Genomic DNA, 25,534 nt, shown 5'->3' with positions numbered 1-25,534 from the left:
CCTGTCGTCACACTGCGAGGTCACCGAAAAAGAGGTCACTCCCCACGAGGCTTGCTCGTGGGGAGTGACGAGTGCTGATCAGGCCGACGGGCGGCCGTCGTTCACGCCCAGCGCTCGGACGCCGGGACGAAGTCCCGGGTCCGCTCGCCGGTGTAGATCTGCTTGGGGCGGGCGATCTTCTGCTCCTTGTCCTGCACGAGCTCGTGCCACTGCGCGAGCCAGCCGGGGGTGCGGCCGATCGCGAAGAGCACGGTGAACATCTCGGGCGGGAACTGGAGGGCCTCGTAGATCAGGCCGCTGTAGAAGTCCACGTTGGGGTAGAGCTTGCGCTTGATGAAGTACTCGTCCTCGAGGGCGATCTTCTCCAGCTCCTGGGCGATCTCGAGCAGCGGGTTGACCCCGGTGACCTCGAAGACGTCGTCGCAGGCCTTCTTGATGATCTTGGCGCGCGGGTCGAAGTTCTTGTAGACCCGGTGGCCGAAGCCCATCAGCTTCTCCTTGCCGTTCTTCACGCCGTCGATGAACTCGGGGATCTTGTCCACCGAGCCGATCCGGCGCAGCATCCGCAGCACGGACTCGTTGGCGCCGCCGTGCAGCGGGCCGTAGAGCGCCGCGATGCCGGCGGCGGTCGCGGAGTAGGGGTCCACCTGGCTCGACCCGACGGACCGGACCGCGTTGGTGGAGCAGTTCTGCTCGTGGTCGGCGTGCAGGATGAACAGCACGTCGAGGGCCTTCACCAGCCGCGGGTCGGCCTCGAACTTGCGCTCGCTCATCTTGAACAGCATGCCGAGGAAGTTCTCGGTGTAGCTGAGGTCGTTGTCGGGGTAGACGTAGGGCTTGCCCTGCGCGTGCCGGAACGACCAGGCGCCGAGCGTCGGCATCTTCGCGATCAGCCGGACGATCTGCATGTGCCGGTTGTCGGAGTCGGAGATGTTGCGGGACTCCGGGTAGAACGTGGAGAGCGCGCCGACCGAGGCCAGCAGCATCCCCATCGGGTGGGCGTCGTAGCGGAAGCCCTCCATGAAGTCGCGGACGTTCTCGTGCACGAACGTGTGGTAGGTGATCTCGTGCACCCAGGCGTCGTACTGCTCCTTGGTCGGCAGGTCGCCGTGGATCAGCAGGTAGGAGACCTCGAGGAAGTTCGACTTCTCCGCGAGCTGCTCGATCGGGTACCCGCGGTACTCCAGGATGCCCTTGTCGCCGTCGATGAAGGTGACCGCGCTGCGGCACGAGGCCGTGTTCACGAAGCCGGGGTCGTAGACCGCCAGCCCGGGAGTCTCGTCGTCGGCCTTGATCTGGCCGATGTCGGAGGCCTTGATGGTGCCGTCCAGGATCGGGACGTCGTAGGACTGGCCGGTGCGGTTGTCACGGATGGTGAGCGTCTCGCTCCCGGTCCCGTTGCTGTCTGTGGAAGCAGTGGCCGTGCTCTCGGTCACGTCGGCTCCTCGCTCGTGGTCCCCGGCCGCCAGAGGTCACCTGGGGTGCAGGTGGACGAGGGTCGGGAAGGATCGTGTTCAGTTGGTCGTTCGGTCCTGTGGGATACCCGTCCAACCTATGCCGTAACCTGCGTGGGGCGAAACCGGGGCCGTTTTGACCCAGGCGCCGCGCCGCCGGTATTCTTATCGGTCGCGGCTGCCTCCCTGCGGTCCTGAGTCGATCCGGCCCTCGGTCGGGCATCCGCCTCGGACCCGCCTCGCGGCGCCCGGCCCGCCCCGGCGAGCCATCTCTGAGCTCAACCCGGTCTCCTGATCAGCAACCTGAGAGAGTAAGCAACGTGCGTACGTACAGCCCGAAGCCCGCTGACCTCCAGCGCGAGTGGCACGTCATCGACGCCACAGACGTGGTGCTCGGCCGTCTCGCCGTCCAGGTCGCGACCCTTCTGCGTGGCAAGCACAAGCCCACGTTCGCGCCGCACGTCGACGGAGGTGACTTCGTCATCGTCGTGAACGCCGGCAAGGTCTCGCTCTCCGGCGACAAGGCGACCAAGAAGCTCGCCTACCGCCACTCCGGCTACCCGGGCGGCCTGTCCTCCACCCCGTTCGGCGAGCTCCTCGAGAAGGACCCGCGCCGCGCGATCGAGAAGGCCGTGTGGGGCATGCTCCCCAAGAACAAGCTCAGCCGCCAGATGCTCGGCAAGCTCAAGGTGTACGCCGGCCCCGAGCACCCGCACGCGGCGCAGAAGGCCCAGCCGTTCGAGATCAAGCAGATCTCCCAGTAACTCCGAGTCATCCGGCGCGGCCGGCACCCGTACGAGAAAACGAAGCAGCGAGGAAACCCGTGACTGACACCACCGAGGGCACCGAGGTCGAGGAGACCTACGAGCCCAACGAGCAGGGCGTCGCCTACAGCTCCGAGAGCGCGCCGTCCGACGACGCTCCCGCGCGCCCGGCGACCATCGCTCCCGCAGCGGCCACCGGCCGTCGCAAGGAGGCCGTGGCCCGGGTGCGTCTCGTCCCCGGCACCGGCGTCTGGACCGTCAACGGTCGCCAGCTGGACTCCTACTTCCCGAACAAGCTGCACCAGCAGGTCGTGAACGAGCCCTTCGTGAACACCGACCTGGTGGGCCGCTTCGACGTGATCGCCCGCATCCACGGCGGCGGCATCACCGGTCAGGCCGGCGCCCTGCGCCTCGGCGTGGCCCGTGCGCTGAACGCCATCGACGAGGAGGCGAACCGCCCGTCGCTGAAGAAGGCCGGGCTGCTCACGCGTGACGCCCGCGTCATCGAGCGCAAGAAGGCCGGCCTCAAGAAGGCCCGCAAGGCTCCGCAGTACAGCAAGCGCTGATCCGGCCCTGATGGGTCGGCTCTTCGGGACGGACGGCGTACGAGGCCGGGCGAACACCGAGCTCACCGCAGAGCTCGCGCTCGACCTCTCCGTCGCCGCCGCGCACGTCCTCGGCGAGGCCGGTGTCTTCTCCGGACACCGGCCTCTGGCCGTCGTCGGCAGGGACACCCGGATCTCGGGGCAGTTCCTCGAGGCCGCGGTCGTGGCCGGGCTGCTCTCCGCCGGCGTCGACGTGCTGCTGCTCGGCGTGCTCCCGACGCCGGGGGTCGCGTACCTCACCGAGTCGCTGCGCGCGGACCTCGGCGTGGTGCTCTCGGCCAGCCACAACCCGATGCCCGACAACGGCATCAAGTTCCTCGCCCGCGGCGGGGTGAAGCTCGACGACACCATCGAGATGGCGATCGAGAAGCGGCTGCGCGAGCCGTGGGACCGGCCCACCGGCGCCGCGGTCGGCCGGGTCTCGACGTACGACGCGGCGGTCAGCGACTACGCCGCCCACCTCGTCTCCACCGTCGGCACCACGCTGGCCGGCATCAAGGTGGTCCTCGACTGCGCCCACGGGGCGGCCTCCGAGGCCGGGCCGCGGGTGCTGCGCGACGCCGGGGCCGAGGTGGTGGCGATCTGCGCCGAGCCGGACGGCCTCAACATCAACGACGGCTGCGGCTCCACGCACCTCGACGTGCTCCAGCGCGCGGTCCTCGAGAACGGCGCCGACGTCGGCTTCGCGCTCGACGGCGACGCCGACCGGTGCCTCGCGGTGGACCACGAGGGCAACGTCGTCGACGGCGACCAGCTGCTCGCGGTGCTCGCCCTGGCGATGCGCGACGCGGGCACCCTGAGGTCGGACACCGTGGTGGCCACGGTGATGAGCAACCTGGGCTTCGTCCAGGCGATGCGGGCCGAGGGCGTCGGGGTGCGCCAGACCAAGGTCGGTGACCGCTACGTCCTCGAGGCGATGAAGGCCTTCGGCTACACCCTGGGCGGCGAGCAGTCCGGCCACGTGATCATGAGCGGGCACGCGACCACCGGGGACGGCATCCTGACCGCCCTGCACGTGCTGGCCCGGATGGCCGACCAGCACGCGTCGCTCGCCTCGCTGGCCGGGGTGATGAACCGGCTCCCGCAGGTGCTGGTCAACGTCCCCGGCGTCGACAAGGGCCGCGCCGACGAGGACGCGGTGCTCGCCGCGGCGGTCGCCGAGGCGGAGTACGAGCTGGGCGACGGCGGCCGGGTGCTGCTGCGCCCCTCGGGCACCGAGCCCCTGGTCCGGGTGATGGTCGAGGCCGGCACCGCCGACCACGCGCGGACCGTGGCCGAGCGGCTCGCGGACGTGGTCCGCAGCCAGCTGTCCCTGTCCTGACCGCACCGACTGCGCAATTCGGGTGCGCGACGTCACTCGCGTCCCTAGGCTCCCATGTCGTGGAGATCAGGGAGATCGACCAGGCCGACGAGTCCCTGGTGCACCGGCACTGGGAGATCGGGCGGGACGCCGAGGCGGCGTGCCGTCCCTACGACTTCTACCCCCAGTGGGAGACCGCGTGGACGACCTACCAGGTCGGGCGTGAGGACATCCGCTTCGTGCTGCTCGGTGCCTTCGACGGGGACACCATGGTGGGGGCCGGCCGCACGGACCTGAACCTGCTCGACAACCTGCACTCGGCCTCCTCGGTGATCTTCGTGGACCCGGCCCGCCAGCGGCAGGGGTTCGGCCGGGCGCTGGACGCGGCCTGCGTCGAGGTGACCCGGGCCGCGGGCCGCCGGCTGCTGATGACCGAGGCCTACGCGCCTCCCGGCGGCGACTCGCCCGGGGTGCTGTTCGCGCGGTCGATGGGCTACGTGGCGGGCATCGAGGACGGCATGAAGGTCGTCGACCTGATCGAGACCGAGCCGACCTGGGCGGCCCTGGAGGCCAAGGCCGCCGCGAGCCGCGGGGACTACCGGGTCATCACCTGGCGCGACCACGTCCCGGAGGAGTACGTCGACGACTACTGCGCGCTCTGCGAGGCGTTCTTCGACGAGGCCCCGATCGGGGAGATGGAGATCGAGCCCGAGCGCTGGGACCGCAAGCGGGTGGAGGAGCGCGAGGCCCGCAACCTGCGCACCGGGCGGCGCGAGCTGTCGGCGGGCGCGATCAGCCCCGACGGCCGGATGGTCGCCGTCACCGAGCTGATGGTCAACGAGCGGATCACCACCCGCGGCTTCCAGAGCGGAACGCTGGTCTCCCGGGACCACCGCGGCCACCAGCTCGGCCTCGCGATCAAGCTCGCGAACCACCGGCAGGCCCGCGCGGCGTACCCCGACCTGCGGATCCTGCTCACCGGCAACGCCGACGTGAACGCGCCGATGAACGCCGTCAACGACGCGCTCGGCTACCGCGAGGTCGAGCGCTGCGTCGAGATGCAGAAGGCCGTCTGAGCCGGTGCAGATCCGTCCGCTGGACGCCGCCGACCCGGCGGCGATGGCCGCCTGGCACGCGAGCTACCACGCCGCCCACGTGTTCGGGCAGGAGTACCCGTCGCCCTGGATGCTGGAGGAGATGCGCGCGGAGATGCTCGGCGACCGGACCGGCGAGCGGATGGAGCCCTTCGGCCTGTACGTCGACGGGCGCTGCGTGAGCACCGGGTTCGTCGAGCTCCCGCTGATGGACAACCGGCACCTCGCCCGCGTCGAGGTGGCCACCCACCCGGACCACCGCGGCCGCGGCTACGCGTCCGCGCTGCTGGAGCACCTCACCGCGGTCGCGGTCTCGCACGGCCGGAGCACGCTGAACGCCGACGCGGCCTGGTCCGTGCACGGCCGGCCGGACGGCGTGGGCACCCCGAACGCCGACTTCCTGACCCGGCACGGGTTCTCCTTCTCCCTCGGCGACGTCAAGCGGGCCCTCGACCTGCCGGCCGACGAGGCGCTGCTCGGGCGGCTGGCCGCCGAGGCGGCCACCCGGCACCCCGGCTACCGGCTGCGCGACTTCGTCGGGCCGGTCCCCGAGGACCTGCTCGACGAGTTCGGCGCGCTGATCGGGTCGCTGATCACCGAGGCGCCGATGGGCGACCTGGACTTCGAGCCGGAGGTGTTCGACGCCGCCCGGATCCGCGCCGACGAGGAGGTCTTCGCGGCGTCCGGCCGGACGAAGTACACGACGGTCGCGGTCGCCCCGGACGGCGCGCTGGTCGCCTACTCCGAGCTCGCCGTCCCGTCGTACGACCCGGAGCACGTCTACCAGTGGGGCACGCTGGTGCGGCCCGCGCACCGCGGGCACCGGCTCGGGCTGGCCACCAAGGTGCACAACCTCCGCCGGTTCCAGGCGGCCGAGTCCGGGCGGTCGCTGCTGTTCACCTACAACGCCGAGGTGAACACCCACATGGTCGCGGTGAACGAGGCGATGGGCTTCCGGCCCGTGCAGCGTCTCGGCGAGTTCCAGAAGCGGCTCTGACCCGGTGCGGGCTAGGCGACCGACCGCAGCCGGACGGTGACCGAGCGGGCCGCGTGCCGGGCGGCGTCGTGCGAGTCGGCGAGCTGCTGACGGGCCAGCTCGCGCAGGTCGGCCATCGCGGGCGTGACCTCGGCGAGGGTCAGCTCGGTCTCGACCACCTCGAGGTCCAGACCCCAGACGTCCTCGAGGACGCGGCGCATCCAGCCCGTCGCGTGGTCCCACCCGGCGCGCGGGGTGCCCTCGCCGTACCCGCCGCCGCGGGTGGTGACCAGGAAGCCGGGCCGGCCGGCGAGCGTCCGGGTGCCGGGGGCGAAGCGGGGGTCGGTGCAGACCACGTCGTACCAGGTCTTGAAGTGCTGCGAGACGCCGAAGTTGTAGAGCGGGACGGCGAACACCAGCGCGTCGGCCCCCGCGAGCTCGTCGGCGTACGACGCGGCAGTGGCCAGTGCGCCGCGCTGTGCGGGGGAGCGCTGGTCCTCGGGGGTGTAGCCGGCGAACGCGGCGGTGCCCCAGACGTGCGGGTCGACGGGGTCGGCAGCCACGTCGCGGCGGACCACCGTGGTGTCCCCGAGCTCGGCGCGGAGGGTGGACTCGATCGTGTCGGCGACGGCCCGGGAGACCGAGCCGTCCTGGCGGATGCTGGCGTCGAGGCGGAAGAGGGTGTGCACGGGTGCTCCTTGTGGCAGAAGGTCTCGTCAAAAGATGATCTGTGGAAAAGATTATCATGCGGGACGACCGCAGGGGAGGGCCGCCTAGACTGGGCGGGTGACCGACAGCACCGCGACCGAGGCCCCGACCGTCGCCCCGAGGGGCGCGTCCGTGCGCGCCGACCTCGGCCAGGCGCTGGGGACGCTGCTGCGCGCCTACCTGCAGCAGGCCGGCACCGCGGTCGCCGACCTGCCCGGCGGCCCGCGCGGCTACCAGCTGCTGGCCACCGCCTCGTCGGGCCGCTGCGCCAACCAGGCCGGCATCGCCGCGAGCATCGGCATCGACCGGACCGTGATGACCTACCTCGTCGACGACCTGGAGAAGGCCGGCCTGGTGGAGCGCCGACCCGACCCGGTCGACCGGCGGGCCCGCCAGGTGCTGCTCACTCCGGCCGGCGAGGCCACCCTGGCCGAGGCGACCGCCCGGCTCGCGGAGGTGGAGAGCGCGGTCCTCGCGGGCCTCGACGCCGACGAGGCGGCCACCTTCCGGCGGCTGCTGGACCGGGTCACCGCGGACGGGCCGCCCGCGGACCACGCGGCCTGCGCCGGCCCGCCGACCTGCTGAGGGCGTCCCGGCGACCGGTGCCGGGTCAGCCCTGCACGACCTGGGACGGCGGGCGGCCCGGGTCGTCGTGCACGGGGTGCCCGCCGCCGGCGCGCAGGAACTCCAGCTGGGCGCAGACCGCGGCGCCGGCGAACAGCGCGATCGAGCTGAGCAGGGACCAGAGCAGCAGCGCGAACACGCCGCCGAGGGGGCCGTAGATCGCCCCGAACGAGCCGCTCAGGTGCACGTAGGCGGCCAGGAAGGCGGTGGCCGCCATGGCCAGCAGCACCGCCAGCCCGGCGCCGAGCGCGAGCCAGGACAGCGCGGGCTGCCGGCGGCGGGGCGCGTGGTCGAGCAGCACGGCGATCGCGAACACCATCAGCGCGACGCCGGCCGGCCAGCGGGCGACGTTCCAGACGTGCACGGTGGTCTCCGACCAGCCGTAGGTCGAGCTCATCGCGTCCCCGAACGACCCGCCGGCGACCAGCAGCAGGAACCCGGCGCCCACCGGGACCGCGAGCACCGCGGTGAGCACGAGCGCCCGGCCGTACTTCGCCAGGGCCTGGCGGTCGCGGCGGATGCCGTAGATCCGGTTGGTGCCGCGCTCGATCTGCGCCATCGCGGTCGTCATCGACAGCAGCGAGAAGAACAGCCCGACCACCAGGGCGATCTCGCCGGCCCGGTCGCCGGTCTGCCCGCTCGTCACCGCCGACGCCAGCGCGTCGCGCGACCCGCCGCCGGGGGAGAGCTGCTCGATGGTGCGGGCCAGCACCCGCGCCGGGCGCTCGTGGTCGATGTCGGCGGCCAGGCCGGACAGCGCCAGCAGGAACGGTACGACGGACAGGGCGACCTGCAGGGCCAGGGCACGGCTGTGGCTGAACCCGTCGGCGTAGCGGAACCGCACGAACGAGTCGAGCAGCAGCCGCCGCACGCCGATCCGGCGGCTCAGGTGCCAGGCGTCCTCGGCGTCGAGCTCGTCGCCGTCCATCTCGGTGGTGACCGGCACGACCCGTGCGGTCGTCACCGGGGGAACCCCTTCGTGCCGGCCAGCCGCGACGAGCGGTCCACCCGGGCCCAGACCACGCGTTGGAGGAGCAGGGTCGCCGTACCGGAGAGGACCATGCCGGCCAGGTTGATCCCGAGCTGGGCCAGCGCGCCGGGGATCTCCGACCAGAGGCCGACGCCGATGCACAGCGCGAGCGTGCCGACCGCCGGGACGGTGGTGACCGAGATGAAGACGCCGACCAGCGGCCCGGACTTCGAGGTGGTGAGCGCCAGCACGCCCGCGACCCCGGCGAGCAGCGCGATGAGGAAGGACCAGATGTCCGGCTGGATGATGAACTCGGTCTGCGGGCCGGTGCCCGCGTCGGCCGCGGAGGCGAGCCCGAGGGCGCGGGCGACCACCCAGAACGGCACCGAGACCAGGATGGCGACGAGGAAGCCGCCGAACAGCGTGGTGAGGGCCTGCGGCAGGAGCGCGAAGCGCGGGCGCGCCAGGGCCAGGCAGATCGCGGCGACGGGGGAGAACTCCGGACCGACGACCATCGCGCCGATGATCAGGATGGGCTGGTCGAGCAGCCGGCCGGCGCCGGCGATCAGGGTGGCCAGGGTCAGGAAGCTGAGGAACGCCCAGGACAGCACGCTCTCGGTGCGGACCCGGTTCTCCACGACGTCCCACACGATCCCGTCGTCGGGGATGCCGGGCGCCGCCTTCTCGGCCGCGTCGGCGGCGTCCGAGAGCAGCGTCCCCGGCTCGGAGATCATGATCGAGCCGACGTGGTGCAGGTCGAGTGCCCGCAGCGCCGCGACCACCGGGTTGGCGCCCTCGCGGGCCACGTCCGCGGTGACCAGCGTGCCGGGCGGCTTGGCGTAGGCGTCGTCGAGGACCGCGACGTTCGTCACCGTGTCGTCGTCGCACAGCAGGCCGACGACCTGGTCGGTGAGGGGAGCGGGGACCCGCATCCGGAGGTGCAGCACGACCGAAGTAAACCAGGTGACGGGTGGCCCTCCGGCCGCCTAGGTTCGGCCGCATGCAGACCCGCGCGATCGACGTCCACGACGACGCCCAGCTCCGCCGCTTCCACGAGATCGGCTGGCGCGCCGAGATGGAGGACGGCCGCCCCTGGAACACCTTCCAGTCCTTCGAGGAGATGGCCGTCGCGCTGCGCGAGCCCTCGCCGGGCCAGCGCTCCGACGCGCTCGGGATCTTCGACGGGGACCGGATGGTCGGCGGCGGCCTCGCGTGGCTCTCGCTGGACGACAACCTCGACAAGGCCTTCGTCTTCCCGGCCGTCGAGCCCGACCTGCGCGGCCGCGGCGTCGGCGGTGCGCTGCTCGAGGCGCTCGTCGAGCACGTCGGCGGCCTGGGCCGGACCGAGGTGATGAGCGGGGCGTCGTACCGGTTCGAGGAGCGCGAGGACTCCCGCGCCCAGCGGTTCGCCGCCGCGCACGGCTTCGCGCCCGCGAACCTCGAGGTCGTGCGGCAGCTCCCGCTCCCGGTCCCGGACCCGCTGCTCGACGAGATCGACGCGGAGGTCGCCGCGCACGCCGCGGGGTACGAGGTCCGCACGTTCGTCGACGACCTGCCCGACGAGCTGCTGGAGTCCTACTGCTTCCTGGTCAACCAGCTCGCCCTCGACGCACCGACCGGCGAGCTGGAGTTCGAGGAGGAGGCGTTCACCCCTGAGGCGTTCCGGCACGAGGCGGCCCGCGATCGCAAGGTCGGCCGCACGGTGCTGCGCAGCCTCGCGGTCCGTGACGGGGAAGCGGTCGCGCACAGCGACCTGCTGGTCCGCCCGCACGGCACCCGGGCGGTCCAGTGGGCCACGCTCGTGCACCGCGACCACCGGGGCCACCGGCTCGGGGCCGCGGTCAAGGTCGCCAACCTGCGCCGGCTGCAGCGCGAGCGGCCTTACCTCACCGAGGTGGTCACCCAGAACGCCGAGGTGAACGCGCAGATGATCGGCATCAACGCCCGGCTCGGCTTCGAGCCGGTGGCGCTGGTCCCGGAGTTCCTCCGCCGTCTCTAGGACCCGCGGGTCACAGCTTGCGGAGCCGGACGAAGCGGACCGAGTGGTCGGCCGACTTGCGCAGCACCAGGGTGGCCCGGCCGCGGGTCGGCTGCACGTTCTGCTTGAGGTTCGGGCCGTTGACCGAGTCCCAGATCCGGTTCGCCTCGGCGACCGCCTCGTCCTCGGTCAGGTCGCCGTAGCGGGCGAAGTACGACGCCGGGTTGCGGAACGCGGTCTCCCGCAGCCGCAGGAACCGGTCGACGTACCAGCGCCGGATGTCGGCGGTCGCGGCGTCGACGTACACCGAGAAGTCGAAGAAGTCGCTGATCGCCAGGCCCACCCGGCCGTCGTCGCGGGCCCGCGCCGGCTGCAGCACGTTGAGGCCCTCGATGATCACGATGTCGGGGTGCGCGACCACGACCTTCTCGTCGGGGACGACGTCGTAGACCAGGTGGGAGTACGTCGGGGCCTCCACCTCGTCCTTCCCGGACTTGATGTCCATCACGAAGCGCAGCAGCGCCCGGCGGTCGTAGGACTCGGGGAAGCCCTTGCGGGCCATCAGCCCGCGGCGCTCCAGCTCGGCGTTGGGGTAGAGGAAGCCGTCGGTCGTGACCAGCGCCACCGACGGGTGCTCGGGCCAGTGCGCGAGCATCTGCTGCAGCACCCGGGCGGTCGTCGACTTGCCGACCGCGACCGAGCCGGCCAGGCCGATCACGAACGGCGTGCGCGGCGGCTGCGGCTGGTCGAGGAAGGCCTCCTGCGCGCGGTGCAGCGCGCCGGCGCTCTCGGCGTACATGCTCAGCAGCCGGGACAGCGGCAGGTAGACCTGCTGCACCTCGTCGAGGTCGAGCTCGTCGCCGAGCCCGCGGACCCGGTCGATCTCCTCGGGCAGCAGCGGCTGCTCGGTGGCCGCGCCGAGGGCCGCCCACGCGTCCCGGTCGAGCTCGACGTACGGGCCCGACTCCCGGTCGCCCCGCGGATGCCCGTGGGCGGACGCACCGTCGCCGTTGCCGGAAGCCATGCCGAGGATTGTGGCAGGCGTGTGCCGTGCGGCCGGGGGCGGCACCGCCGGTAGAGTGACGGCCATGTGTGGAATCGTCGGGTACGTCGGACCGAGGCAGGCCGAGGGCGTGGTGATCGACGGTCTCCGCAGGCTGGAGTACCGCGGCTACGACTCCGCGGGCATCGCGCTGGTCCACGAGGGCACGATCGCCTCGGAGAAGCGCGCCGGGAAGCTGGCCAACCTGGACAAGGCGCTGGCCGAGCACCCGCTGCCCCCGTCGTCGACGGGCATCGGGCACACCCGCTGGGCCACCCACGGCGCCCCGAACGACGCCAACGCGCACCCGCACCTCGGCGCCACCGGCCGGGTCGCGCTCGTGCACAACGGCATCATCGAGAACTTCGCCGCGCTGCGCGGCGAGCTCGAGGCGGCCGGCCACGTGCTGACCTCCGAGACCGACACCGAGATCGCCGCCCACCTCGTGGAGCAGGCGCTCGTCGCGGGCGGCACGCTGACCGAGGCCATGCAGCACGTCTGCGGCCGGCTGCACGGCGCGTTCACGCTGGTCGCGATCGACGGCGAGGACCCCGACCGGGTCGTCGCCGCCCGCCGCAACAGCCCGCTGGTGGTCGGCATCGGGGACGGCGAGAACTTCCTGGCCTCCGACGTGTCCGCGTTCATCGAGCACACCCGCGACGCCCTCGAGCTCGGCCAGGACCAGGTGGTCACGATCACCCGGGACGGCGTGCAGGTCACCGACTTCGCCGGGCAGCCCGCCGAGGCCCGGCCCTACCACGTGGACTGGGACCTGTCGGCCGCCGAGAAGGGCGGCTACGACTGGTTCATGCGCAAGGAGATCCACGAGCAGCCGGCCGCGATCACCGACTCGATGCTCGGTCGGCACGACGAGCAGGGCGCCCTGCAGCTCGACGAGCTGCGGATCAGCGAGGAGGAGCTGCGCGGCATCGACAAGATCATCCTGATCGGCTGCGGTACCGCGTTCTACGCCGGCATGGTCGCGAAGTACGCCATCGAGCACTGGACCCGGATCCCGTGCGAGGTCGAGCTGGCCCACGAGTTCCGCTACCGCGACCCGATCCTGACCCGCGACACCCTGGTGGTCGCGATCAGCCAGTCCGGGGAGACCGCGGACACCCTGATGGCGATCCGGCACGCCCGCGAGCAGCGCTCCCGGGTGCTGGCGATCTGCAACACCAACGGCTCGACGATCCCGCGCGAGTCCGACGCCGTGATCTACACCCACGCCGGGCCCGAGATCGGGGTCGCCTCGACCAAGGGTTCATGACCCAGCTGGTCGCCTGCTACCTGCTCGGGCTGTACCTCGCCCAGGTGCGCGGCACCAAGTTCGGCGACGAGATCGCCGGGGTGGTGCACGAGCTCGAGCAGATGCCGCGGCACGTCCAGACGATCCTGGACCAGGCCGACGCGATCCACGCGCTGGCCGCCGAGCTCTCCACCGCCAAGTCGGTGCTGTTCCTGGGCCGGCACGCCGGCTACCCGGTCGCCCTCGAGGGGGCGCTGAAGCTCAAGGAGCTCGCCTACATCCACGCCGAGGGCTTCGCCGCCGGCGAGCTCAAGCACGGTCCGATCGCGCTGGTCGAGGACCGGCTGCCGGTCTTCTGCGTCGTGCCGCCGCAGGGCCGCGACTTCCTGCACGACAAGATGGTCAGCGGCATCCAGGAGGTCCGGGCCCGCGGTGCGCGCACGATCGTGCTCGCCGAGGAGGGCGACGACGAGGTCACGCCGTACGCCGACGAGCTGATCAGGCTGCCCAGGGTGCCGACGCTGCTGCAGCCGATGGTCGCGGTGGTGCCGCTCCAGCTGTTCGCGTGCGAGCTGGCCACCCAGATGGGCAACGACGTCGACCAGCCCCGCAACCTGGCCAAGTCCGTCACCGTCGAGTGATGCGGGACGTCGAGTGATCCTCGGAGTCGGCATCGACGTCGTCGACATCGCCCGGTTCGGGGAGTCCCTCGAGCGCACCCCGGGCCTGCTGACCCGGCTGTTCACCCCGGCCGAGCGGGAGCGGCCGCTGGCCTCGCTGGCCGCCCGGTTCGCCGCCAAGGAGGCCCTCGCCAAGGCGCTCGGGGCGCCGACCGGGATGGGCTGGCACGACGCCGAGATCGTCAACGCCCCGACCGGCGACCCGCGCTTCGACATCCGCGGCTCGGTGCAGGCCCGCGCCGACGAGCTCGGCGTCCGCAGCGTGCACGTCTCGCTGTCCCACGACGCCGGGATCTCCTCGGCCGTCGTGATCCTCGAGTCCTGAGATGGCCGCCGGACGTTTCACGACGTTCGGCGCCGAGCACTTCCTGCTGCTCGGCCTCTTCCTGGCCGGCGCGGTCGGGCTCGTGCTGCTGGGGAGGGCGCAGCGCGGGACGGCCCGGGCCCGGCGGTCCAGCCGGGTCCTCGCGGTGGCGATCCCCTGCGTGACGGTCCCGAGCCAGGTGGTCCAGCTGACACCGGACCGGTTCAGCCTCGGCTCCTCGCTGCCGCTCCAGCTGTGCGACCTGGCGTGGATGGCGGCGGTCTGGGCGCTGTGGACCCACGGCCGGGTGCCCGTCGCCCTCACCTACTACTGGGGCCTCACGCTCAGCGTCCAGGGCCTCCTCACGCCCTCGCTGGTCGAGACCTTCCCGCAGCCGGGCTACCTCGCGTTCTGGGCGATGCACTTCCTGATCGTGTGGGCCGCGGTCTACCTCGCCCTCGGGCTCGGCCTCGGCCCCGGGTGGCGGGAGTACCGCGTCACGGTCGCCGTCACCGTGGTGTGGGCGGTCCTGGTCTTCGCCTTCAACTCGGCCCTCGACGTCAACTACGGCTACGTCAACCACAAGCCCGGGTCCGCGTCGCTGCTCGACCTGCTCGGGCCGTGGCCGGTGTACGTCCTCGCCGCGCTCGCGGTCCTGCTGGCCGGGTGGGCGCTGATCACCTGGCCGTGGGTGGCCGCGGGACGCCGACGGGACCGCCGTACGGCAGGGGGCGGGGGCGGGCCGGGTGGGTAGGTTGGCCGGCATGCGCAGCGCACACACCGTCGAGCAGGTCCGGGCCGCCGAGGCCGCGCTGATGGCGCGGGTCCCCGAGGGGTCCCTGATGCAGCGGGCCGCCGCCGGTCTGGGCTACGCCGTCCTCGACCTGCTCGGCCGCGCGTACGGCGCCCGGGTGCTGCTCCTGGTCGGCGCCGGCAACAACGGCGGTGACGCGCTGTACGGCGGCGTGCTGCTGGCCCGGCGCGGCGTCCGGGTCGAGGCCCTGCTGCTCAGCCCGGACCACGTCCACGAGGCGGGCCTCGCGGCGCTGCTCGGCGTGGGCGGACGGGTCGTCGGCTCGGTGGAGGAGGCCGCCCGCCCGGACGTGGTGGTGGACGGCATCGTCGGCATCGGCGGCCGCGGCGGCCTGCGCGACGACGCGGCCGCGGTGGTCGCCGCCCTCGAGGGCGTCCCGGTGGTCGCCGTGGACACCCCCTCGGGCGTCGAGGTGGACACCGGCCAGGTCGGGGGCGCGCACGTGCGGGCGACCGTGACGGTGACGTTCGGGACCCACAAGGTCGCGCACCTCGTCGACCCCGCGGCGATGGCCTCCGGCGTCGTGCACCTCGTCGACCTCGGCCTGGACCTGCCGGAACCGGCGGTGACCGCGCTGCAGGACGACGACGTCCGGGGGCTGCTGCCGCGACCGGCGCCGGACGCCCACAAGTACACCCGCGGCGTCGTCGGTGTGCGGGCCGGCTCCGAGCAGTACCCGGGCGCCGGGGTGCTCTGCGTCTCCGGAGCGGGCTCCGGCCTGGTCGGCATGGTCCGCTACGTCGGCGGGGCCGCCGACCTGGTCCGCGCGGCGCACCCGGAGGTGGTGGTCGGCGCGGGCCGGGTGCAGGCCTGGGTGATCGGCTCCGGCGGCGGCGCGGACGCCGAGCAGGCGCTGGCCGACTCGCTCGCCGACCGCGTGCCGGTGGTGGTCGACGCCGACGGCCTCACCCACGTCGACGGCCCGCTCGGCGTACCCGCCCTGCTCACGCCGCACGCCGGGGAGCTGGCCCGGATGCTCGGCGTCGAGCGCGAGGAGGTGGAGGCCGAGCAGCTGCGCTTCGCCCGCGACGCCGCCCGACGGTACGACGCCACGGTGCTGCTCAAGGGCCGGCACACGCTGGTCGCCGAGCCGACGGGGGAGGTGCGGGTCACCACGGTCGGTCCGCCCTGGCTGGCCACCGCCGGGGCGGGCGACGTGCTCGCCGGGCTCTGCGGGTCGCTCCTCGCAGCCGGGCTGAGCACGTTCGACGCCGGATCGGTCGGTTCGTGGCTGCACGGCACGGCGGCGCTGGTGGCCGGCCAGGACGGCCCGGTCACCGCCCCCGAGGTGGCCCGCGCCCTGCCCGCCGTGCTGCGCACCCTGCTCCGCTGACCCGGCGACTCTGGCGGAGAAACGTCGCCAGAGTCGCCGGGTCGGCGGGGTGGCGGGCGCCGGAGTCGCCGGGTCGACGGGGGTTTGGGAGGATGGACGGGAGATGAGCACGCCAGAGCCCGCAGCACTCCCCGCGACCGGGGCACCCGCCTCGCCCGACGCCCGCGCCGAGATCGTCGTCGACCTCGACGCGATCCGCGACAACGTGGCGACCCTGAGGGCCCGGGTCGGCGACGCCGCGATGATGACGGTGGTCAAGGCCGACGGCTACGGCCACGGCCTGGTCGAGTCCGGCCGGGCCGCCCGCGCCGGCGGCGCCGACTGGCTCGGCACCGCCGTGATCGAGGAGGCGCTCGCGCTGCGGGCCGCGGGCGACACCGGCCCGATCCTGACCTGGCTGACCGTCCCCGGTGAGGACTACACCCGGCCCGTCGAGGCCGGCGTCGACCTGACCGCCTACACCGTCCGCGAGGTCGACGAGATCGCCGCCGCCGCCCGCGCGCTCGGCGTGCGCGCCCGGGTGCAGCTCAAGGTGGACACCGGGCTGAGCCGTGGCGGGGCCACCGCGGAGGACTGGCCGGCCCTGGTCGCGGCCGCCGCCGACGCCGAGCAGGTCGGCGCGCTGCGGGTCACCGGGATCTGGTCGCACTTCGCCTGCAGCGACGAGCCGGACCACCCGGCCAACGACGCGCAGGAGAAGGCGTTCGTGCACGCCCTGCAGGTCGTCGACGCGGTCGGCATCGAGCCGGAGGTGCGGCACCTGTCCAACTCCGCCGGCGCCCTGCTGCGGCCGTGGTCCTCCTACGACCTGGTCCGGTGCGGCATCGCGGCGTACGGCCTCTCGCCGGCACCCGACGTGGTCACCTCCGCCGAGCTCGGCCTGGTGCCGGCGATGACCGTGCGGGCCCGGCTCGCCCTGGTCAAGCACGTGCCGGCCGGCGCGAGCGTGTCCTACGGGCACGGCTGGACCGCGCCGCGGGACACCTTCCTGGGGCTGGTGCCGGCGGGGTACGGCGACGGGGTGCCGCGGCACGCCTCCTCGACCGCGCACGTCCTGGCAGGCGGGCGGCAGCGGCAGGTCGCGGGCCGGGTCTGCATGGACCAGCTGGTGCTGGACCTCGGCGACGACGAGCTCGCGGCCGGGGACCCGGTGGTGCTCTTCGGCTCCGGCCGGGACGGCGCGCCGACCGCACAGGACTGGGCGGAGGCCTGCGGCACGATCTCCTATGAGATCGTCACCAGGATCGGTGGCCGGTTCGTCCGGCGGCACGTCTCGAAGGAACTGAGGAACGCATGACCAAGCGACGGTGGCTCGGGCTCGCCGCTGCCGGGATGGGCGCGACCGCGGCCGCGGTGACCGCCGGCTTCTTCGTCGAGCGCAAGGTCGACCACACCCGGCGCGCGGGCGCGCCCGGCGCCGACGAGCTCGGCAGCCTGCACAGCGACGCGCTCACCGTCCGCACCGAGGACGGCGTGAGCCTGCACGCCGAGGTCGACGAGGTGGCGCCGTACTCCGAGGAGGCCGCCAAGACCCGGCCGGTGAGCCGGGTCGGCAAGCCGCGCCGGCGGGTGGCGCCCGACCCGACGGTCGTCTTCGTGCACGGCTACGCGCTGAACCTCGACTGCTGGCACTTCCAGCGCGCGTACTTCCGGGGCAAGCACCGCCTGGTGTTCTACGACCAGCGCTCGCACGGCCGGTCGGGCAGGTCGGACAAGGCGCACGCGACCATCGACCAGCTCGGCGACGACCTCCGGCAGGTGATCGAGGAGCTGGTCCCCGAGGGGCCGGTCGTGCTCGTCGGCCACTCGATGGGCGGCATGTCGATCATGGCGTTCGCCGAGCGGCACCGCGACCTGTTCGACGAGCGGGTCACCGGCGTGGCGCTGATGTCCACGACCGCCGGGGGCCTGAAGACCCACCACATCGTCAGCCGGCTGATCCCCGACTCCATCGGCGGGCAGGTCGGCTCCCGGGTGATCGCCGGCCTGGCGCGCGCGCCCCAGCTCGTGGACTCGCTGCGCCGCCGCGGCTCGAACATCGGCTTCCTGGTCGCCGAGCAGTTCGCGTTCGGCGGGGACGTGCCGGCCTCCTACGTCGAGTTCGTGAACAACATGCTGGCCGCCACCTCCTTCCAGGTGCTCGCGGAGTTCTTCCCGAACTTCGACACGCTCGACAAGTACGGCGCCCTGGGGGCCTTCGCGGAGGTCCCGACGACGATCCTCTCGGGCACCGAGGACGTGCTCACCTCCGTCGGGCACAGCCGCAAGATGGCCCAGCGGATCGGCGGCGCGAAGCTGGTCGAGTGCGCCGGGGCCGGGCACATGGTGATCCTGGAGCAGAAGGACCGGGTCAACACCGCCCTCGACGAGCTGCTCGCGGCCGCCGCCGCGGGCCCGACCAGCCAGGTCTCGTGACGCTCTCCGTCGTGGCGGACACCGCCGAGGACACCCGCGACCTCGCGGTCCGGCTGGCCACCCTGCTGCGCTCCGGGGACCTGCTCATCCTCAGCGGCGACCTGGGGGCCGGCAAGACCACGTTCACCCAGGGCCTGGGCGCCGGACTGGGGGTCCGCGGCGCGGTCACGTCGCCCACCTTCGTGATCGCCCGGGTGCACCCGTCGCTGTCCGGCGGCCCGGCGCTGGTGCACGTCGACGCCTACCGGCTCGGCGACCGTCTCGAGCTCGACGACCTCGACCTGGACACCTCGCTCGAGGACGCGGTCACCGTCGTGGAGTGGGGGACCGGCGTGGCCGAGGAGCTGGCCGAGGACCGGCTGGAGGTCGAGATCCTGCGCGCGCACGCCGACGAGGACGGCGAGACCCGCACGGTGAGGCTGACCGCCCTCGGCCCGCGCTGGAACGGCGTCGACCTCGGCCCGGTCGCGGGCGCGTAACCTCGTCCGCGTGCTGCTCGCCTTCGACACCTCCACCCCGGCCGTCACCGTCGCCCTGCACGACGGCGAGCGGGTCGTCGCCTCGCACACCGTCGTCGACGCCCGCCGCCAGGGCGAGCTGCTCGCCCCCGGCATCACCCGGGTGCTGGACGAGGCGTGGGTGCCCCGCCAGGACGTCACCGCGATCGCCGTCGGCGTCGGGCCCGGGCCGTTCACCGGCCTGCGGGTCGGCCTGGTCACCGCGCGGACGCTGGCGCTCGCGCTGGAGGTCCCGGTGTACGGCGTGTGCACGCTCGACGTGCTCGCGGTGCAGGCCGTCGACGAGGGCGCGGTGGACGGGCCGTTCCTGGTCGCGACGGACGCGCGCCGCAAGGAGGTCTACTGGGCGTCGTACGACGGGCAGGGCGTGCGCCTCGACGGCCCGCACGTCGCGAAGCCGGCCGACGTCGCCACCGGGCTGCCGGTCGTGGGGGCGGGCGCGCTGCTCTACCCCGAGGCGTTCCCGCACGCCGTCGGCCCGGAGCACCCGGACGCCGGGGTGCTGGCCCGCGTGGTGAGCGACGAGCGCGCCGAGCTGCTCGACCCGGAGCCGCTCTACCTCCGGCGCCCGGACGTGGCGGCACCCGCGAAGCCCAAGCCCGTCTCGTGATCCTGCGCCCGGCGACCGCTGACGACGTCCCGGCCGTGACCGACCTGGAGGCCGAGCTGTTCGGCCCGGACGCCTGGCCGGCCGGCTCGGTCGCCGAGGAGCTGACCGGCGAGCGGCGGACGGCGGTCGTCGCGGTGGACGCCGGCGTCGTGGGCTACGCGGTGACGCTGTCCTCCGACGTCGTGGACCTGCAGCGGATCGGGGTGGCCGCGACGTACCGGCGCACCGGGCTGGCGCACCGGCTGCTGGCCGCGGTGAGCACCGGCGGGCGGATGCTGCTCGAGGTCAGCGAGCGCAACACGGGGGCGCGCGCGTTCTACGAGGCCGAGGGGTTCACCGAGATCGGCAGGCGCCGGCGCTACTACCGGGACGGGGCGGACGCGGTCGTCATGGAGCGCGCGACACAATGACCCTCATGACGGACCAGCCCCTCGTGCTCGGCATCGAGACCTCCTGCGACGAGACCGGGGTCGGCATCGTGCGCGGGAACACCCTGCTCGCCGACGCGGTGGCCTCCAGCGTCGAGGAGCACGCGCGCTTCGGCGGCGTGGTGCCCGAGGTCGCCTCCCGGGCGCACCTCGAGGCGATGGTGCCGACGATCGAGCGGGCCTGCGCCGACGCCGGGATCCGGCTGCTCGACGTCGACGCGATCGCGGTGACCAACGGCCCGGGCCTCGCCGGCGCGCTGCTGGTCGGGGTCGCGGCCGCCAAGGCGCTGGCCGTGGGGCTGGGCAAGCCGATCTTCGGGGTCAACCACCTCGCCGCGCACGTCGCGGTCGACCAGCTCGAGCACGGCCCGCTGCCCTCGCCGTGCGTGGCGCTGCTGGTCAGCGGCGGGCACTCCTCGCTGCTGCGGGTCAGCGACGTGACCGGCGGGGACCAGGGCGTCGTCCCGCTCGGCGCGACGATCGACGACGCCGCCGGCGAGGCGTTCGACAAGGTCGCCCGGCTGCTCGGCCTGCCGTTCCCCGGCGGCCCGCACATCGACCGGGCTGCCCGCTCCGGCTCCTCGGTGTACGTCGACTTCCCGCGCGGCCTCACCTCGCGGCGCGACCTGGAGCGGCACCGGTTCGACTTCTCGTTCTCCGGGCTGAAGACCGCCGTCGCGCGCTGGGTCGAGGCCCGCGAGCGGTCCGGCGAGCCGGTGCCCGTCGACGACGTCGCCGCCTCGTTCCAGGAGGCGGTGGTCGACGTGCTGACCCGCAAGGCCGTGGACGCCGCGGTCAGCGAGGGCATCGAGGACATCCTGATCGGCGGCGGGGTGGCGGCGAACTCCCGGCTCCGGGTGCTGGCCGAGGAGCGCGCCGCCGCGAAGGGCATCCGGGTCCGGGTGCCGCGGCCGGGACTGTGCACCGACAACGGCGCGATGGTCGCCGCGCTGGGCGCGGAGATGGTGGCCCGGGGCCGGCAGGCCTCGCCGCTCGACCTGCCCGCCGACTCCTCGCTGCCGGTGACGTCCGTCCTCGCCTGACCGCCCTCCGCTGGTCGAGGCTCGCGCCTCGACCAGCGCTTTGGGCTCAGGGCCGGGCGGCGAAGTGGAACGGGCTCTCCTCGGGGGCCCCGGGTGCCTCGTCGAGCCGCTCCAGCGAGCCGTCGAGGCCGAGCCGGACGAGGTACCAGCGGCCGTCCTCGTACAGGGACGCCAGGGCGTGGGTCCCGTCCTCCCAGGCCACGTCGGCGACGAACGTGACGCCGTCGCCCCGCCGCTGGAAGGTGACGACCGGCGTCGCGGTGGCCGAGTCCAGCAGCGCCACCGCCGCCGAGCCGAGCCCGTCGGTGCCGGAGGGGTAGCCGGCGAAGTGCGCCCCGTCGGCGCTGAACCGCTCGATCGTCCAGTCGCAGGTCTTCGGCTCCGGGTCCCCGCCGGCGTCGGTCCGCAGCGCCCAGCACGAGGTGCCCGTCTGGTTGCTGTACGACGTCTGCGCCCCGAGCACGCCGTGCGACTCGTCGGTGGCCCGCACCGAGAGCAGCCCCCGGACCACCTGGAAGTCCTCGAACGAGGTCACCCAGTAGTCGTCCTCCGGGCCGTCCACCCGGGCCAGGACCGCGCCGGGCCCGACGAACCCGACCGGGCTCGCCGACGCGCCCGCGGGCAGCGCGATCGACCGCGGCTGCTCGCTGTGCCCGTTGGTGGTGTCGAGGTACAGCCGGTCGCCCTCGACCCAGCTGACCTCGACGCCGTCCTGGCTGACCACGATCCGGTCGCCGCCCGGCCGGCTGCCGAGGACCTGTCCCGAGGCGTCGAGGTGGACGACGTACGGCGTGCCCTGCCGGCGCTGGACGGCCAGCCAGCCGCCGCGGTACGCCGCCACCGTGTCGTACGCCGCGGGGAGCTCGGCCGGGTCGGCGCCGGGGACCAGCACCGTCGTGCCGCGCAGGTAGGCCAGTGCCGCCGGGGCGCCCGTCGGGGCGCCGGACACGGTCAGCGGCACGGGCTCCCCGGTCCGCCGCGAGGGCGACGGCGTGACCGGCGGCACCGACGGCGAGGTGGTCGCCGGGGCCGCCGGCCGGTCGGCCCGGGGGCCGGTGGCGGCGTTCAGCCCGACCGGAACGGCGACCGCGAGCACCACCGCCGCGACCACCCCGCCGACGGCCCGCCGGCGCCGCTGGATGCCGCGGGCGCTGCGCTGCACGTCGGCCAGGCCCACCGGTGCGCCCTGCACGTCCCCGGCCCGCTCGCGCAGGCCGTGGGCGAGACGGTCCTCGTCGTGGGTGCTCATCGTTCCTCCTCCCGAGGCGTTCCCCGGCCGATCCCGGGGTGGTCGTGGACGCGGGACCGCATCGCGGCGAGCGCCCGACTGGCCTGTGACTTCACGGTGCCGACGGAGACGCCGAGCACCTCGGCGGTCTCCGCCTCCGAGAGTTCCTCGTAGTAGCGCAGCACGATCACCGCACGCTGCTTGCGCGGCAGGGTCTGCACGAACGCCCACAGCGCCGCGCTCTCGCCGTCGTCGGTGCGGTCGAGCGTCTGCGTCTCCGGGACGGCCCCCGAGACCACCTCGCGGCGCGTGAACGCCCGCCGCCACAGCGAGGTGTGCTCGTTGACCAGGATCCGGCGGACGTAGCCGTCGACCAGCTCCCGGCGCTGCACCTTGTCCCACGACAGGTACAGCTTCGCGAACGCCACCTGCACCAGGTCCTCGGCGGTGTGCCGGTCCCCGCTCAGCAGGTAGGCGGTCCGCAGCAGGCTCGGCTGACGGGCGGCCATGTACGCCGCGAAGTCCGCGTCCCGGTCCGGCGCCATCCCGACCCCCGTCTCGGCTGCCAGCTGCACCCGTCCCACCATCCTCTCCGCATCCCTGCCACCAAGACGCGGAACCGGCCCGGCGGGTTGCATCCGCCGCGCCGCCCGGGCGCGGGACGATGAGGCCGTGCTCAGCCTCCTGGTCGCCCTCCTGCTGCTCGTCGTCGGTGCCGCCCTGCTCACGGCCGGCGCCGAGGGCTTCGCCGAGAACGTCACCGCGGCCTCGTCCCGGCTGGGGGTCAGCGTGCTCGCGCTCGCACTGCTGCTGGCCGGCGCCGAGCCGGAGGAGGCGGTCACCGCGATGCTGGCCTCCGGGCAGGGGCACCCGGCCCTGGCCGCCGGGGACGCGATCGGCGCGAACCTGGTGATCCTCACCCTCACCCTCGGCCTCGCCGCCCTGGTCACCCGGCTGCCGGTCACCCGGCGCAGCGTGGAGTACGGCGTCGCGGCGGCCGTGCTCGGCGCGGTGGCCTACCTGTTCATGCTCAACGGGGTGCTCGACCGGCTCGAAGGCTCGGTCCTGGTGGCGCTGTACGTCGCCGGGGTCGTCTGGGTGTGGCGCCGGGAGCGGACGCCACCGCTGATCGGCGAGATGGCCGAGCTCGAGGAGAAGGACCGGCTGCACGTCGGCGAGGGGGCCGGGGACGAGGCGACCGGCCGCGCGCTGCTGATGGTGCTGCTCGGGCTGCTCGGCATGGTGGTCGGCGGCTTCCTCGCGGTCCGCGGCGCCGAGGGCCTGGTCGACGCGCTGGGGCTCACCGAGTCCGTGGTGGGGCTCACCGTGCTCGCGCTCGCCACCAGCGCCGAGATGGTCGCGCTGGTCTGGGCGGCCCGGCGCCGCGGGCTGACCGAGGTCGTCGTCGCGGGCACGGTCGGCGCGGTCGCCTACAACGCCACCGTCTCGCTCGGCCTGGCCGCCCTGGTCAGCCCGCTCGGCCTGGGACGGCACAACCTCGTCGTGACGACCGCCGGGGTGACCGCGGTGCTCCCGCTGGTGCTGCTGGTCGGTCTGCGCACCGGCCGGCTGCCCAAGGCCGTGGGTGCGCTGCTGGTCGTGGCCTACGTCGGGGCGATGGGTTTTCTGCTCGCCCGTTAGCCTGCGAGGACACCGTCCCGACAGCAGGAGGATTCATGCAGCAGGTCCGCGGAGTGGTCGCCAAGGCCAAGGGCGAGCCCGTCTCGATCGAGACGATCAACATCCCCGACCCCGGGCCGGGCGAGGCGGTCGTCGCGATCTCCGCCTGCGGGGTCTGCCACACCGACCTGCACTACCGCGAGGGCGGCATCAACGACGAGTTCCCGTTCCTGCTCGGCCACGAGGCCGCGGGCGTCGTGGAGTCGGTCGGCGAGGGCGTCGACTCGGTCGCCCCCGGCGACTTCGTGGTGCTCAACTGGCGGGCCGTCTGCGGCACCTGCCGGGCCTGCACCCGCGGCGAGCCGTGGTACTGCTTCAGCACCTTCAACGCCACCCGCAAGATGACCCTGGAGGACGGCACCGAGCTGTCCCCGGCGCTCGGCATCGGCGCGTTCGCCGACAAGACGCTGGTGCACGCCGGCCAGTGCACCAAGGTCGACCCGTCCGCACGGCCGGCCGCCGTCGGCCTCCTCGGCTGCGGCGTGATGGCCGGGCTCGGTGCGGCGATCAACACCGGCAACGTGGGCCGCGGCAAGAGCGTCGCGGTGATCGGCTGCGGCGGGGTGGGTGCGGCGGCCGTCGCCGGCGCCCGGCTGGCCGGCGCCGGCACCATCATCGCGGTCGACCTCGACCCCAAGAAGCTCGAGTGGGCCACGAACCTCGGTGCCACGCACACCGTCGACGCCGGTGCCGGCGACGTCGTGGCGGCGATCCAGGCGCTCACGGGCGGCAACGGCGCCGACGTGGTCATCGACGCGGTCGGGCGTCCGGAGACCTGGAAGCAGGCGTTCTACGCCCGCGACCTGGCCGGCACCGTCGTGCTCGTCGGGGTGCCCACCCCGGACATGGTGATCCCCGACATCCCGCTCATCGACGTGTTCGGCCGGGGCGGCGCGCTCAAGTCCAGCTGGTACGGCGACTGCCTGCCCTCGCGCGACTTCCCGATGCTCGTCGACCTCTACCAGCAGGGACGGCTCGACCTGGACGCGTTCGTGTCCGAGGAGATCGCCCTGGAGGACGTCGAGGCGGCGTTCACCAAGATGCACGACGGTGACGTGCTGCGCAGCGTCGTGGTGCTCTCGTGACCGCCCGCATCGACAAGGCCGTCCTGCAGGGCACGTTCACCCTCGACGGGGAGACCTTCGACGTCGACAACAACGTCTGGGTCGTCGGCGACGACTCCGAGTGCGTGGTGATCGACGCCCCCCACGACGTCGAGGGGATCCTCGCGGTCGTCGGCGACCGCACGGTCCGGGCGATCCTCTGCACGCACGCCCACGACGACCACGTCCGCGTCGCCCCGGCGCTGCGGGAGCGGGTCACCGCGCCGATCCTGCTGCACCCCGACGACCGGCCGCTGTGGGAGCTCACGCACACCGACGAGCTGTGGGACGTCGACCTCGCCGACGGGCAGGAGATCCAGGTCGCCGGCACCACCCTGCGCGTGCTGCACACCCCGGGGCACGCGCCCGGCGGCGTCTGCTTCCACGCCCCGGAGCTGGGCTGCGTGTTCACCGGCGACACCCTGTTCAACGGCGGGCCCGGCGCGACCGGACGCTCCTACAGCGACCGGGAGCTGCTGGTCGCCTCGATCACCGACCGGCTGCTCGGGCTGCCGGACGCGACCGTGGTGCACACCGGGCACGGGGACGACACGACGATCGGCGCCGAGCGCGCGAATGTGACCTGAATTGCCCACCGCGACCGTGTCACCCCT

At 73.5% G+C, this 25,534-nt stretch carries 26 protein-coding genes and 1 pseudogene; 20 read left to right on the top strand and 7 right to left on the bottom strand.

What is annotated here, in order from left to right; translation table 11 throughout:
- Positions 1-101: 101 nt before the first annotated feature.
- Positions 102-1,436: a citrate synthase gene (locus tag KRR39_RS15605; protein WP_254185181.1), complete on the bottom strand. Its 1,335-nt coding sequence runs from the start codon at positions 1,434-1,436 to the stop codon at positions 102-104.
- 338 nt (positions 1,437-1,774) lie between these two features.
- On the opposite strand from KRR39_RS15605, the gene rplM reads away from it, so the two are divergent.
- Genes rplM through KRR39_RS15580 form a run of 5 tightly spaced genes read left to right on the top strand, consistent with a single transcriptional unit; the run spans position 1,775 to position 6,214 of the window.
- Positions 1,775-2,218 carry a 50S ribosomal protein L13 gene (gene rplM, locus KRR39_RS15600; protein WP_216938311.1) on the top strand — a complete coding sequence of 148 codons (444 nt, stop codon included), beginning with the start codon at positions 1,775-1,777 and terminating at the stop codon, positions 2,216-2,218.
- A gap of 59 nt (positions 2,219-2,277) precedes the next feature.
- A complete protein-coding gene (rpsI, locus tag KRR39_RS15595; RefSeq protein WP_216938309.1) occupies positions 2,278-2,784 on the top strand; it encodes a 30S ribosomal protein S9 in 507 nt (168 codons plus the stop codon).
- 10 nt (positions 2,785-2,794) lie between these two features.
- Complete coding sequence (gene glmM / locus KRR39_RS15590) at positions 2,795-4,144, top strand: phosphoglucosamine mutase (RefSeq protein ID WP_216938307.1); 1,350 nt, start codon at positions 2,795-2,797, stop codon at positions 4,142-4,144.
- Positions 4,145-4,203: 59 nt separating this feature from the next.
- Positions 4,204-5,199, top strand: coding sequence for a GNAT family N-acetyltransferase (locus KRR39_RS15585; protein WP_216938305.1), 996 nt, complete (start codon positions 4,204-4,206; stop codon positions 5,197-5,199).
- 4 nt (positions 5,200-5,203) lie between these two features.
- The gene (locus tag KRR39_RS15580; RefSeq protein WP_216938303.1) at positions 5,204-6,214 is read left to right on the top strand and encodes a GNAT family N-acetyltransferase; all 1,011 of its coding nucleotides are present in this window, start codon (positions 5,204-5,206) and stop codon (positions 6,212-6,214) included.
- An 11-nt stretch (positions 6,215-6,225) separates the two neighbouring features.
- Here KRR39_RS15580 and KRR39_RS15575 read toward each other — a convergent pair whose 3' ends face one another.
- The gene (locus KRR39_RS15575; protein ID WP_216938297.1) at positions 6,226-6,882 is read right to left on the bottom strand and encodes an FMN-dependent NADH-azoreductase; all 657 of its coding nucleotides are present in this window, start codon (positions 6,880-6,882) and stop codon (positions 6,226-6,228) included.
- Between the two features lie 97 nt (positions 6,883-6,979).
- Here KRR39_RS15575 and KRR39_RS15570 point away from each other — a divergent pair, with 97 nt between their 5' ends.
- Positions 6,980-7,486 carry a MarR family winged helix-turn-helix transcriptional regulator gene (locus KRR39_RS15570; protein ID WP_216938295.1) on the top strand — a complete coding sequence of 169 codons (507 nt, stop codon included), beginning with the start codon at positions 6,980-6,982 and terminating at the stop codon, positions 7,484-7,486.
- A gap of 25 nt (positions 7,487-7,511) precedes the next feature.
- Here the strand turns inward: KRR39_RS15570 and KRR39_RS15565 are convergent, their stop codons facing one another.
- Entirely contained in the window at positions 7,512-8,489 is a 978-nt protein-coding gene (locus tag KRR39_RS15565; RefSeq protein ID WP_216938293.1) for a YihY/virulence factor BrkB family protein, read from the bottom strand.
- Positions 8,486-9,442 carry a DUF389 domain-containing protein gene (locus KRR39_RS15560; RefSeq protein ID WP_216938290.1) on the bottom strand — a complete coding sequence of 319 codons (957 nt, stop codon included), beginning with the start codon at positions 9,440-9,442 and terminating at the stop codon, positions 8,486-8,488. The genes KRR39_RS15565 and KRR39_RS15560 overlap by 4 nt, the downstream gene beginning before the upstream one ends.
- 53 nt (positions 9,443-9,495) lie before the next feature.
- Between KRR39_RS15560 and KRR39_RS15555 the strand changes: the two genes are divergently transcribed.
- Complete coding sequence (locus tag KRR39_RS15555; protein WP_216938288.1) at positions 9,496-10,494, top strand: GNAT family N-acetyltransferase; 999 nt, start codon at positions 9,496-9,498, stop codon at positions 10,492-10,494.
- 10 nt (positions 10,495-10,504) lie between these two features.
- Here KRR39_RS15555 and coaA read toward each other — a convergent pair whose 3' ends face one another.
- Positions 10,505-11,497: a type I pantothenate kinase gene (gene coaA, locus KRR39_RS15550; RefSeq protein ID WP_216938287.1), complete on the bottom strand. Its 993-nt coding sequence runs from the start codon at positions 11,495-11,497 to the stop codon at positions 10,505-10,507.
- 64 nt (positions 11,498-11,561) lie between these two features.
- On the opposite strand from coaA, the pseudogene glmS reads away from it, so the two are divergent.
- From glmS to tsaD, 10 genes and pseudogenes are all read left to right on the top strand, one after another.
- Positions 11,562-13,405: pseudogene (glmS, locus tag KRR39_RS15545) on the top strand (glutamine--fructose-6-phosphate transaminase (isomerizing)).
- Positions 13,406-13,418: 13 nt separating this feature from the next.
- Positions 13,419-13,769, top strand: a complete 351-nt coding sequence (locus tag KRR39_RS15540; protein WP_216938285.1) for a holo-ACP synthase — start codon at positions 13,419-13,421, stop codon at positions 13,767-13,769.
- A gap of 1 nt (position 13,770) precedes the next feature.
- Positions 13,771-14,502 (top strand): YwaF family protein, encoded by a 732-nt coding sequence (locus KRR39_RS15535; protein ID WP_216938283.1) that lies wholly within the window; start codon positions 13,771-13,773, stop codon positions 14,500-14,502.
- Between the two features lie 10 nt (positions 14,503-14,512).
- A complete protein-coding gene (locus KRR39_RS15530) occupies positions 14,513-15,895 on the top strand; it encodes an NAD(P)H-hydrate dehydratase (protein ID WP_216938282.1) in 1,383 nt (460 codons plus the stop codon).
- A 103-nt stretch (positions 15,896-15,998) separates the two neighbouring features.
- Positions 15,999-17,192 carry an alanine racemase gene (gene alr / locus KRR39_RS15525; protein WP_216938279.1) on the top strand — a complete coding sequence of 398 codons (1,194 nt, stop codon included), beginning with the start codon at positions 15,999-16,001 and terminating at the stop codon, positions 17,190-17,192.
- Positions 17,189-18,310, top strand: a complete 1,122-nt coding sequence (locus tag KRR39_RS15520) for an alpha/beta fold hydrolase (RefSeq protein WP_216938277.1) — start codon at positions 17,189-17,191, stop codon at positions 18,308-18,310. The genes alr and KRR39_RS15520 overlap by 4 nt, the downstream gene beginning before the upstream one ends.
- Positions 18,307-18,789 (top strand): tRNA (adenosine(37)-N6)-threonylcarbamoyltransferase complex ATPase subunit type 1 TsaE, encoded by a 483-nt coding sequence (gene tsaE, locus KRR39_RS15515; RefSeq protein WP_254185180.1) that lies wholly within the window; start codon positions 18,307-18,309, stop codon positions 18,787-18,789. The genes KRR39_RS15520 and tsaE overlap by 4 nt, the downstream gene beginning before the upstream one ends.
- A 10-nt stretch (positions 18,790-18,799) precedes the next feature.
- Entirely contained in the window at positions 18,800-19,438 is a 639-nt protein-coding gene (gene tsaB / locus KRR39_RS15510; RefSeq protein WP_216938268.1) for a tRNA (adenosine(37)-N6)-threonylcarbamoyltransferase complex dimerization subunit type 1 TsaB, read from the top strand.
- The gene (locus tag KRR39_RS15505; RefSeq protein ID WP_216938266.1) at positions 19,435-19,848 is read left to right on the top strand and encodes a GNAT family N-acetyltransferase; all 414 of its coding nucleotides are present in this window, start codon (positions 19,435-19,437) and stop codon (positions 19,846-19,848) included. The genes tsaB and KRR39_RS15505 overlap by 4 nt, the downstream gene beginning before the upstream one ends.
- Before the next feature lie 5 nt (positions 19,849-19,853).
- Complete coding sequence (tsaD, locus tag KRR39_RS15500; protein WP_216938264.1) at positions 19,854-20,909, top strand: tRNA (adenosine(37)-N6)-threonylcarbamoyltransferase complex transferase subunit TsaD; 1,056 nt, start codon at positions 19,854-19,856, stop codon at positions 20,907-20,909.
- 46 nt (positions 20,910-20,955) lie between these two features.
- On the opposite strand, the gene KRR39_RS15495 is transcribed toward tsaD, so the two are convergent.
- Both KRR39_RS15495 and KRR39_RS15490 read right to left on the bottom strand, forming a co-directional pair.
- Complete coding sequence (locus KRR39_RS15495) at positions 20,956-22,158, bottom strand: hypothetical protein (protein WP_216938262.1); 1,203 nt, start codon at positions 22,156-22,158, stop codon at positions 20,956-20,958.
- Positions 22,155-22,712 (bottom strand): SigE family RNA polymerase sigma factor, encoded by a 558-nt coding sequence (locus KRR39_RS15490; protein ID WP_254185179.1) that lies wholly within the window; start codon positions 22,710-22,712, stop codon positions 22,155-22,157. The genes KRR39_RS15495 and KRR39_RS15490 overlap by 4 nt, the downstream gene beginning before the upstream one ends.
- 97 nt (positions 22,713-22,809) lie before the next feature.
- Here KRR39_RS15490 and KRR39_RS15485 point away from each other — a divergent pair, with 97 nt between their 5' ends.
- The 3 genes from KRR39_RS15485 to KRR39_RS15475 are packed head-to-tail and all read left to right on the top strand — an operon-like array spanning position 22,810 to position 25,507.
- Entirely contained in the window at positions 22,810-23,778 is a 969-nt protein-coding gene (locus KRR39_RS15485) for a sodium:calcium antiporter (protein WP_216938260.1), read from the top strand.
- 35 nt (positions 23,779-23,813) lie between these two features.
- The gene (locus KRR39_RS15480) at positions 23,814-24,902 is read left to right on the top strand and encodes an S-(hydroxymethyl)mycothiol dehydrogenase (protein WP_216938258.1); all 1,089 of its coding nucleotides are present in this window, start codon (positions 23,814-23,816) and stop codon (positions 24,900-24,902) included.
- Positions 24,899-25,507, top strand: a complete 609-nt coding sequence (locus tag KRR39_RS15475; protein WP_216938256.1) for an MBL fold metallo-hydrolase — start codon at positions 24,899-24,901, stop codon at positions 25,505-25,507. Before KRR39_RS15480 ends, KRR39_RS15475 begins: the two co-directional genes overlap by 4 nt.
- The last annotated feature ends 27 nt before the right edge of the window (positions 25,508-25,534 follow it).

The organism is Nocardioides panacis, from assembly GCF_019039255.1.
Lineage (GTDB): Bacteria > Actinomycetota > Actinomycetes > Propionibacteriales > Nocardioidaceae > Nocardioides_B > Nocardioides_B panacis.
Note: the sequence above shows the minus strand (reverse complement) of the source record. Positions and strands in the feature narration are given on the sequence as shown.